The organism is Candidatus Contendobacter odensis Run_B_J11 (genome assembly GCF_000531125.1).
Lineage (GTDB): Bacteria > Pseudomonadota > Gammaproteobacteria > Competibacterales > Competibacteraceae > Contendibacter > Contendibacter odensensis.
In genome coordinates this window covers 1-7,653 of sequence record NZ_CBTK010000130.1, presented here as the reverse complement: position 1 = coordinate 7,653, position 7,653 = coordinate 1, and the positions used below count along the sequence as shown (strand labels likewise).

Annotated in this window: 3 protein-coding genes and 2 pseudogenes; 3 read left to right on the top strand and 2 right to left on the bottom strand. The window is 58.4% G+C overall.

From position 1 onward, the window contains the following. Positions 1 to 59: 59 nt before the first annotated feature. Positions 60 to 308, top strand: a pseudogene (locus tag BN874_RS09920) (N-6 DNA methylase); the annotation flags it as partial. A gap of 35 nt (positions 309 to 343) precedes the next feature. On the opposite strand, the gene BN874_RS09915 reads toward BN874_RS09920, so the two are convergent. After that, positions 344 to 4,159, bottom strand: a complete 3,816-nt coding sequence (locus BN874_RS09915; protein ID WP_034432672.1) for a translocation/assembly module TamB domain-containing protein — start codon at positions 4,157 to 4,159, stop codon at positions 344 to 346. Next, the gene (locus BN874_RS09910; protein ID WP_051497681.1) at positions 4,156 to 5,955 is read right to left on the bottom strand and encodes an autotransporter assembly complex protein TamA; all 1,800 of its coding nucleotides are present in this window, start codon (positions 5,953 to 5,955) and stop codon (positions 4,156 to 4,158) included. Before BN874_RS09910 ends, BN874_RS09915 begins: the two co-directional genes overlap by 4 nt. 416 nt (positions 5,956 to 6,371) lie before the next feature. On the opposite strand from BN874_RS09910, the gene BN874_RS09905 reads away from it, so the two are divergent. After that, entirely contained in the window at positions 6,372 to 7,316 is a 945-nt protein-coding gene (locus BN874_RS09905; protein ID WP_154724850.1) for an IS701 family transposase, read from the top strand. Positions 7,317 to 7,364: 48 nt separating this feature from the next. Beyond that, positions 7,365 to 7,653, top strand: a pseudogene (locus tag BN874_RS25595) (hypothetical protein); the annotation flags it as partial.

Sequence of the window (7,653 nt, the reverse complement as noted above, 5' to 3'; positions counted from 1 at the left end):
GAAATCATTAATCGACCTATTAAAAAGTGGGTCTAAATAAGGAGAGCGGGAATTGCTGCAAGATCATTGCCACCTACCAGTTCCGCTGCGAAGAACAACGCTACGCCCGTCGCGTGCCGATGGATGAGATCGAAGCCAACGGCTACAACCTGAACATCTCGCGCTACATCAGCACCGCGCAAGCTGAAATAGAGATTGATTTGCAGGTTGTCAGTATGGATATGGTGCGACTTACGCAAAACATCAAGGCGGCACGGGACAAACACAATGCGTTCCTCGAAGAACTGGGGTTGCCCGCGTTGCCGTGAACATGAGAGCGATTCACTCGCATTAGCCAACCGGATTAACGCTCAATCGTGTAAATCAAATCAACGCCAGTCCCAACCGCGCTGCTATTGGATTCCAAGGTTAGTCGTCGGCTCAGCCGGAATTTGACGTTGAAGGTATTGACTGCGTTGAACAGGCCCACTCCATAACCGACATATAAATCCGGTGATAAATACCTGCCTAGCATGAGCGAAGTTTTTTCTCTGCCGCCGCTAGACTCCAATTGCAGAGAGTCCAACCCAAAGGCATCGCCCAGGCCCTTGGTCAGTGCGTCACCGCCCAAACCTAGAGCATTAGCGGCCTTGAACAGCAGCGCGGATTCGGAACCGCCGCTTTGCGGGGATCGACCCAGCACCAGATAGGACAGAATATCGGCATCGGGCATCTTGGGTTCGGAGAACAGGGTCATCTGTGGCTGTTTCAGCGTTCCCCGAATTTGTGCGCCAGCAATAATCTGATCACTGGTGTTCTGGCTTTGCCGGGCGACCCGAAAATTCAGCCCCGGATTGTCGAGCGGGCTGCTGCTGAACAGTAATTGCCCGCGCTGAATCTGAATCTCCTCGCCGAAAATCCGATAGTTGCCCGCAACAACCTCGATGCTGCCACTGCCTCGCGGCGCCAGTTGTGGTGTCTCCTCGATCAGCAAGCTCCCGGCGAGCCTGCCCTTGAAAGCGGGCGTTTCTACTTGCACCTTGTCACCTAAAATGACTCGTACTCTGGCGTAGATCGCAAAACCTCTGGGCCGGGATGGTGCTTCATCCCCGTTGCGACCATTCACGATCACTACATCGTTAGAGGCGCTGATCGCACCGGGCCGATCACCGCCGGGTCGCAGAAAAGCCTGTGGAATGGTTAAGTCACCCTCAATCCGCACCTGCTGCTGGACGACATTCAGCTTTAGATCAGGACTGAGTTGAATTCGTAAATCGCTGGTATCGAGTGCCTGAAAATTCTGTCCCTTGATGCTTAGGCTCAACTGCGGTTTCAGCGGATCCGCCTCGCCGGACAGTTGCAATTGGCCGGAGCCGGAACGAACCGAACCGGACAATTGCAACGGTCCCTGTCCATTGCTGGCGGCGGTGAGTTGCAGATTCTGGAGCGTGATCCCCGCTTCGGGAATCGCAGCCCCAGCGTTTTCCAGGCGAATTTCACCGCGCAACGCCAGCTTGGAAAGGGGACCGGTGACGCTGATATCGGCCTTTAATTGTCCAGAGACCTTTTGCAACTGCGGCACGAACAACGACATCACGCCAAGGTCGGTGATCGCGGCATTGACTTTGCCATTGAGCTGGGCGGCAGCGAACGGATCCTGAACTTGGAGATTGGCCTGCAATTGCCCAGTCTGAGCCAGATCGAGCTTGATTTGGGTGTTGAGGATGCGCCCATTGAGATCGCTTTGCAGACTGCCGCCGTTGAGGATGAAGCGAATCGGCTGGCCGTTGGCTTCCATTTGCAAGCGACCAGGGGCGACGCTGAGATTTAGCTTGCCTTGCAACGCGCCGCCGGGTTTGCCGTTGACGGTAGCGTTACCGCTGATGCTGGTTACAAGATTCAGCCCTGGCGGCAGGAAGCTCTTGAACCGTTCCGGCGTGAGGTTGCTCAGTTGCACCTGACCCTTGAAACCGCTGGCTGCATCCCACTGGCCTTGCACGCAAACGCGGGTCGGGGCGCTGCTCAGACAGGCGGCGTCGAGATTGGCCTGCCGGTTCGAGGCGCGCACCGCCGCCGGTTTATCCAGGCTCCAGGCACCCGCAACCGTATCCTTGGCGCTTAACTGAGTGATGCGGCCTTGCCAGAGCAGAGGCGACGTTTGCAGGCTGCCGGCGAGGGCGAGCAGGAAGCGGCCCGGATCGCCGACCAGTTCCGCCTTGAGATCGTGCGCGGCTGGAGTGCCGGAACCGTCGAGGGTGAAACTCTTCCAGTTCTGGCCGCCCAGCGTCAGTCCGTCGCCGGTGATTTTTAATTGCGAACGGCTGCCGCCACCGACATCAATATTAGCTTCACCGCGCAATTGTTGAATCTGGGTATCGCCATGCCGCAGCTTTTGCACCGTAAAGTTGGCCGCTACGGCGGGACGGTCGCGGAGGCCGCTCAAAGCGCCGCTGCTGGCGATGGCTCCGCTCAGGTTGGGAACCAGTCCTTGCAGTCGCGGCGCATCCAGTTTCCAGCGCAAATCCCAGCGCTGCGCTAATGAACCCTCCGCCTCCAGTCGGGCATCTCCGACTTTCATCCGTAGCGTTTTAATCGTCAGATTTTGATCCTGAAGCGCCACCTCCGCATTGCCGATTAGTTCCTGTCCACTCAGCGTTCCGGACAGTTCCTCAATGAGCGCAGTGGCTTTTAAGATCGAGTTTTCGAGAACACCCTCGCTTTTAAGTCGCAGCTTCAATTTGCCCGGAACATCCGGCCACTGCGCGCCGGGATTGAGTCCGGTTCCAGTCAATGCCGCTTGCCAACGCACTGCCGGCAACCAAGCGACATTGGCATTGCCCTCAATCGTTCCTTCTAAAGTCTGGCCGCTCAGTTTCACCTCGCGCACCGCCTGATCCGAACCCTGGCCGTTCAACGTCCAGCGGCCCTTGGGAACGTCCGGCCCTTGCACTTCGGCGGCAAGCTGAAACTGATAATCCTGAGCCGTGCCCTTGACCGCGAATTCACCTTGGGCGCTTTCAACCTGAGCCGGACCGGTCAGCGGCCAGACCAGGGATTGCCATTGCCCGCTGGCGTCAAAGCGCAATTCAGCGAATTGCACCTCGCCCTTGGCGATCAAGGTCAGCGGCCGGTTAGCAGTGGTCAGCCGCAATTCGTCCAGTTTTAACCCTTGATCATTGCCGTTGGCGGTGAACTGCAAGGTCGCAGGGCCGAGTTCCGGCAGAGAGGTGGACATTTCGCCCTGTCCTTGAAACTGCATCAGGACGCCTTGGGCCTCGATCCGGGCCGTCAGCGGTTGACCCGCCAGTTCCGGCATGAACGGCTTGAGATCGGCCACCTTCAAAGCAGCCAGAACCGACCAGGTTGGTTTAGGAGTTAAGGGCTGGCCGATTTCGCCACTTAAATCCAGGGTGGCCGCACCGCTAATGTTCTGCGTCCATTGCAGCCGGTCGTGCAATTCGCCGCTGATTTCGCCACGCCCGCTGAACGCGCCATGATCCGGAGTGAGCAGTTGCCAATCGAGCTTGATTTGCAACGGATAAGTGCCGGTAGGATTCAGTCGGCCACTCAGGCGAACTTCGCCTTGGGGCGCCCGGATTTCCAGGGTTTCGAGGCTCAGACCATCGGCCTCGGTGCGGGCATTGAAGTTGATGGCATCGAATAGGATCGGATCAGCATTGGGCAATTGAATGCGGATGGCGCGGCCTTGGAGATCGCTGATGTTCACGGTCAGCGGCAGGCGGATATCGGGTAAGACCAGCGGTTCAGGCGCGGACGGTGTGCTATCGCCGGGCGGCAACTGCACTTCCAGGCCATTGAAATGCAGGCGGGTGATATTCAATTCACCGGAGAACAGATCGGTCGGTTGCCAGTCGAGATCGGCGCCGGCCAGCGTCAGTTGCAATGGACCGTCCTGATAACGCAGATTTTCGATCCGCAACGGCCCCAGCAACCGGCCGCTGACGGTGCCGACGCTCAATTGACCCGGCGCCGCCCGTTCGGCCAGCGCCAGCAGGCCATGCAGGCCGGTTTCGGTGGAGATCAAAAATCCCAGCGCCAGCAACGCCAGTAGCAGCACCAACAACGGCAATCCCAACAGCCAGAACCAGCGGCGTACCAAGCGAAACCCGTTTATAGCAAACAGCCCGATCCAGCGGCGCATCGAGTGAAACCCGTTCATAGCTCAGGCCCGATGCTGAAGGAGAAGCGGAAGGCATCACCTGGCGGGCGATCCAGCCCGGAGGCCAGATCGATCCGCACCGGCCCGACCGGCGAGCGCCAGCGCAGCCCGATTCCGACGCCGGTTTTTAATTCGGGCGCCGCGCCGTTGAAGGTATCGCCACTGTCCACGAAGGTGGCGAGACTCCAGCCGTCCCAGATTCTATGTTCGTATTCCAGACTGCCCACCAACAGATTTTTGCCACCAATCACCACGCCGGCGGTGTCGGTGGGGCCGATGCTGTTGAAGGCATAGCCGCGCACGCTGGTGTCGCCGCCGGTGAAAAAGCGCAGCGAGGTGGGCAATTGATCGAAACCTTCACTGATCACAGTGGCACCTACATCACCACGGGCAATGAATCGGCTAGTGTCATTCAGGGCATACACGCCTTTCAGACGCAATACGCCTTGCACGAAGTTAAGGTCCGAGAGCAGTGCCGTCGAAGCGCCGCGCAACTCAAAGCCGAACAACAGGCCACGAGTGGGATACAAACGGTCGTCGGCGTCAATCCAGGTCCAGTTCAGGCCGGGAATCAGCAACAATGAGCTGGATGTGGGTTGGTCGCCCACGCTGAATTGCTCGTATTGGTAGTTCAGGTTGTAATTCTTCAGCCACTTGCCATCTTGCTGTTGCCAGCCACCGCCCAGCGTGAACAGTTGGTAATTCTGTTGGTTGTAGTCCTGCTGGGAATAGCCAGCCGTCAGGGAATACTCATCGGTAGTCGGATCAGCGCCAGGGATTTTGTATTTGATGCCGACCAGCGATTTGATCGTGGACCATTGCAGCTCTTGCTCGGCGTGGTGACCCTGGCGATTGAGCCAGCGCTGTTCGGCGCGCAGCTTGACCCGGGCGCCGGTGTCGGTGCCGTAACCGAGACCGGCGCTGTACTTGCGTTGCTTGTTGGGTTCCAGTTCCACGTTGACCGGCGCGGTATCGGTGGCGGCGTCGGGCGGGGCGTTGACCTGAACCTGACTGAAGTAGGGAGCGCCGCTGAGGTCGCCTTGCAGCTTGAGCAGATCGCTGGCGTCGTAGGGATCGCCGGGCTTGAAGCGTGGGTAGCGGTTGAGCAGTTTAGGCGACAGGAAATCCTGCTTGAAGGTGATGGCGCCGAAGCGATAACGCGGGCCGGTATCGTAATGCAGATGAATCGTGGCTTCGTAGGCTTCAAGATCAATCCGGATCGTGCTTTCGGTAAATTGGGCGTTGAAATAACCACGCTCGGTGGCCAGCATTTCCAGCGTCCGTTTGATCTGCTCGTATTGAAGTTGATTAAGAACCTGACCCTGAGCCAGTGGCAATCGGGTTAACACCGCTTGGAACGCTGGATCCTGTTGACCTTCACCAAGGATTTGCACATCTAGCGTGGCGATGCGCAGCGCACGACCAGGCTGAATCTGGTAACGCGCTTCCCAGCCGTTGGGGGTGCGGTTCAGGGTGGACGCAATGGTGGGTTCGTAGTAGCCAAACGGTTGCAGCGCCTCGCGGATTTGGGTTTCAGCGCGGGCGTGCAACCAGCGCATCCGGCTTTCTTCCGGTGCCGCCTGATCGGCGAAGCGGTTCAGTTCCAGATGAGCCAGCACGTTGTCGCGCAGTGGCCCGTCCACACCCTCGACCGTCACGGTGAGGGTGCCGTTTTCGCGGGTTTCCGTAGCGATGATCGGCGCGATGTCTTCCTGTGCTCGCAACGGTTCGGCGACTAAAACCAGGCTACACAACAGCAGTCGGATAAGCGTCAGGTGCGGGCCGGATGAGGTCATGAATAAAGGTGGATGGTGGTTGGCAAGGGGCTTCAGCGGATGAATATAGCTTTTCTGAACCGGTTATAGTTGCGTCTGACCAGGAAATCCCACCTAGCCTTCCTTTTTCAAAGGGGGGCTAAGTGGCGTCAGCGGTGGCGGGATTGGGCGAAACGGGTGGCGTTGCCACAAACAACGGATGGAGCATCACCTAAATATTTACGGGGTGATTTTTCCCAAGCACACTGCATCGAATACCTATTTCTACTTTGTTAGATTTATCTTTTTGATTTATAACTAAAAATAAGGATAATACGATTCTGATCAAAAGACAAGGTTCATGAGGCAGAGCATGAAAGAGACACACACGGAAGCCTTAAAAAAACTCGACCGCTGACGCCGCAGTGGGGTTGCTGGCCGGGATCGGTCAGCGGTTCATGGACTTCTCTAATCGCTTCAGCGGTTATTTCCGCCAGCGGACGCGGACGGTCGAGACGGCGGCTCAGCAGTATGTCCGTGGGTTGCTCCAAGCGGAAACCAAGAACATGGAGCGGATGGAAGAGGTGATTCCCGACGCGGATCATCAGGCCTTGCAACATAGGCTGAGCGAGTCGGCCTGGTCCGAGCGCGCGGTCCTGGACCAGGTGGCCCAAGAGGCCAACCGGCTGTTGGGAGGGCATGAGGATAGCGCCTTGCTGATGGATGAAAGTGGTTTTCCGAAGAAAGGCACACCATCGGTCGGGGTGGGCCGGCAATGGTGTGGTCAGTTGGGCAAGGTGGAGAACAGTCAAGTCGGCGTCTTTGCCGCACTGAGTCGGGGGACGGACGTCACTTTGATTGACGAACGGTTGTTTTTGCCCGATGCGTGGACCACGAAGGCCGCCCGCTGTCAGGCGGCGGGGATTCCCAAGGCGCAGCAGGGCTTCCTGCGCAAAACGGACTTGGCCCTGGCGATGATCACCCACGCCCGGCAACAGGGCATTGGCTTTGCCGGGGTGGGGTTTGATGGCTTCTATGGCAATGATCCCGCCTTCCTGCGCGCCCTTGATGCGCAAGGGGAGGTCTTCGTCGGGGATATTCACCGGGACCCACGGATTGATCTGGACGATCCGCAACCCCTCGTCCCGCCTCCCGCAAGTCCACGCGGTCGGCCCCCGACGGCCCTTCAGACGCAAACCCTCGCCCTGCGGATCGACCACTGGGCGCAGCAGCCACCCGCGACCGCCTGGCAACCCGTCACCTTGCGCGAGGGCACGAAAGGCCCGTTGCGGGTGGAGATTCTGCATCAACGCGTGGGGTTGTGGGATGGCGAAGAAGCCCAGGCCCGGCCGTGGCACTTGATCGTGCGCCGGGAGATCGACACGCCGACCGAGATCAAATAGAGCCTGAGCAACGCCCCAGCGGACACGCCGGCACCCCGACGGGCGTTCATGCAAGGCCAGCGCTATTGGATTGAGCGCGCTTTGCAACAAGGCAAACAGGACGTCGGACTGGGTGACTCTCAAGTCCGGGGCTGGCGAGGCTGGCACCCTCACATGGCGCTGGTCATGATGGCGATGCTCTTCCTGTTGGAAGAGCGTCAGCTTCACCATCAGACTCGACCGTTGTTGAGTGGCCGGGATATCCGTGCGTTGTTGAACCAGGTCTTACCTCGGCGGGATATAGTCTTCCCAATTGATATCCATACATACATTATTATGCAATGGACTCTTGAAGAGC